This is a genomic window from Mesotoga sp. HF07.pep.5.2.highcov (genome assembly GCF_003666285.1).
Taxonomy (GTDB): Bacteria; Thermotogota; Thermotogae; order Petrotogales; family Kosmotogaceae; genus Mesotoga; species Mesotoga prima.
The window spans coordinates 1-2813 of record NZ_JFHJ01000494.1 but is presented as its reverse complement, the minus strand read 5'-3'; the positions used below and the strand labels follow the sequence as shown (position 1 = coordinate 2813).

Sequence of the window (2813 nt, the reverse complement as noted above, 5' to 3'; positions counted from 1 at the left end):
TTACGGCTTACGGGGCGGATTTTGAATTAAACATGACGACCGCCACGGCAACAACCTACGGTGTCTCAGTCAGGGGAGGTATCACAGGTAAGGCATATGAACTGATTGAATACATAGTTTCCTTCAGCAGCGATTTGTGGAACAGTGGTTCCTCCGTAAGTTCAGTCGATCTGCTCGCTGGGATAAGATTTGTTCCTAACCCTTTTATGATTGGACTTGAATTAGGCACAAGAGAGGGGATGGCAATAAAATATCTGGGTCTTTCGACTCAGTATACATACAACAATCTCTTTTCTGCTCGTGCTGGAGTATCTATGAACGCAGATCTTTTAAGTAACATAGATTTCATTGTTGGTGGAGGCATGGAAGTAAGGGTTGGAGATATGCTGATAACAGCAGGGATTGGCACTAACCTTACCAATAAGATTGAATCTTTTAGCTTCAGCAGGAACTGGAGTGTCGGCCTGCTTGGCCGATGGTGATAATGCCTGCATCGACAGACGTGTCGCGTGCTTTGAGACTCCTCAAGAGAACTGTTCGGCTGATTTTCCTGATCTAGTTGGTGGTTCAGGGTAAATATGCTGAACCTTTTCTGCTGGAACTACTACAGGATTTATTTGGCTCTTTTTTGGGAGGCCGTATGGATAGAATAGCCGTTATAGACTACGGATCGCAGTACACACTTCTTCTTGCAAGAAGGATTCGGGAGATGGGCGTCTTTTGTACAGTTGCAAGTCCAGAAGAATTCAAAGTCGAAAGCGAAATTAAGGGAGTAGTTCTTTCAGGGGGACCTCAGAGTGTCTACGAGGAAGGCGCGCTCGGTTTCCCTAAACAACTAGAAGGTTTTCCAGTTCCAATAATGGGCATTTGCTACGGGATGCATCTCCTTGCGAAAAAGCTTGGAGGCGAAGTCCGAAGCGGTGCACTTGGTGAGTACGGACTTACAACTGTATCTATGGACAGCGAACGTTTTCGTGACATACCAGAAGAAATAGTAACGTGGATGAGTCATGGAGACGAGGTTACGTCGCTTCCATCTGAATGTAAGGTAATAGCTAGAAGCAAGAACGGCATAACTGCAGGTTTCTCCAACGGAAGAGACATCGCTTTTCAGTTTCATCCAGAGGTTAATCACACTCAGTTTGGAACAAATCTAATCGAAGATTTCGTATTTAATGTCTGTAATGCCTCTCGAAACTGGAAACTTAGCGCTTTTGCTGAGCGCAAAGTTGAAGAGATCAAGAGGGCCGTTGGCAACTCGAAAGTAGTTGGAGGCCTTTCTGGCGGTGTCGATTCAACCGTTGCAGCGGTCTTGGCCTCTAAGGCAGTGGGTGATGCGTTTACTGGGATTTTTGTAAATCATGGACTTATGAGAAAGAATGAAGATATAGAAGTCTGTGAAGCTCTTAGAAGCCTTGGTATAAAACTGATAAACGTCGATGCTTCGGAAGAGTTTTTTCGAGAGTTAAAGGGAATTGACAATCCCGAAGAAAAGAGAAAGATCATTGGAAAAACATTCATAAAAGTCTTCGAAAGAGAAGCAAACAGACTGAATGCGAGCTTTCTTCTTCAGGGTACAATCTATTCCGATGTAATAGAATCAGGAGCCGCTTCGAAAAACTCCGCAAAGATCAAGAGCCATCACAACGTTGGTGGACTTCCTGACAAGATGAATCTGAAGCTTCTGGAACCTATAAGAGAGCTTTTCAAAGACGAGGTCAGAAATTTAGGATATTCTCTAGGAATTGAACCGTCTTTACTGACCAGGCAGCCATTTCCCGGTCCAGGTCTAGGCGTGAGAATAATAGGCGAGGTTGATTCTGAGAAAGCGAGAATCCTGAAGGAAGTTGATTCGATATTCATGGATGTTCTCAGGAAATCAGGTGAATCAGAAAAGATCTGGCAATCATTCGCTGTTCTGCTTCCCGTCTTCAGTGTTGGTGTTAAAGGCGACAAGCGGTCATACGGTTATGTTGTAGCACTGAGAGCGGTGAATAGCTCAGAAGGTATGACTGCGTCTTGGCACGAACTGCCTTATGAGATCCTCAGAGAAGCCTCTTCGCGAATAACCTCAGGAGTAAGGGAAGTCGGAAGGGTTGTCTTCGACATAACAGACAAGCCGCCAGCAACAATAGAATGGGAGTAGAATATACGAAGCTCACTAAAGAGAAATCAGTGGCTGCTCACTCTCAAAATGAAACTGCTCTCAAAAAACGAAAAACAATCGTTATAGAAACTCTGGGCAAGAGTCAAATGTGTTCTCTTGCTTCCTGTAGAGGCAAGAAGTGCGCTCAAAAAATAAAGACGCCGTTCGGCGTCTTCCTGGAGCGGAAGACGGGGTTCGAACCCGCGACCCCCTGCTTGGCAAGCAGGTGCTCTACCACTGAGCTACATCCGCAAATGAAAACTAGTCTCTCTGGTGCGAGAGGAGGGACTTGAACCCTCACAGGTCTCCCCACTGGATCCTAAGTCCAGCGCGTCTGCCAATTTCGCCACTCTCGCTGGTGACTCGCGCGGGATTCGAACCCGCGACCCCCTGATTAAAAGTCAGGTGCTCTACCTGCTGAGCTAGCGAGTCGCTCCCACTTTCAGTCTCCAGCCTGCGCTGGCAGAAAGATTATATCATCACATCATCTGCCTATCAAGTGGAGAGAATTATTAAGAAACTGTGAAAGAACAAGCGCTTCTTGAAGCCTCCACAAGTAGCAAGAGTTGAAGACTGATGATACTATCTACTTAGGAGGTCATAACATGGTTTTACTTGCTGACATTGGTAATACAACAACGGTTCTAGGACTTACCGGCGAGAAGAG

Annotated in this window: 1 protein-coding gene, 3 tRNA genes and 1 pseudogene; 2 read left to right on the top strand and 3 right to left on the bottom strand. The window is 45.8% G+C overall.

The features are described 5' to 3' along the window. Positions 1–482: pseudogene (locus BG32_RS10450) on the top strand (hypothetical protein); the annotation flags it as partial. A gap of 158 nt (positions 483–640) precedes the next feature. After that, positions 641–2146, top strand: a complete 1506-nt coding sequence (gene guaA, locus BG32_RS10445; RefSeq protein ID WP_121526799.1) for a glutamine-hydrolyzing GMP synthase — start codon at positions 641–643, stop codon at positions 2144–2146. A gap of 177 nt (positions 2147–2323) precedes the next feature. Here guaA and BG32_RS10440 read toward each other — a convergent pair. From BG32_RS10440 to BG32_RS10430, 3 genes are all read right to left on the bottom strand, one after another. Continuing rightward, positions 2324–2398, bottom strand: a tRNA-Gly gene (locus BG32_RS10440). A gap of 19 nt (positions 2399–2417) precedes the next feature. After that, positions 2418–2502 (bottom strand) — tRNA-Leu (locus BG32_RS10435). Then, positions 2503–2578 (bottom strand) — tRNA-Lys (locus BG32_RS10430). Positions 2579–2813 lie beyond the last annotated feature (235 nt).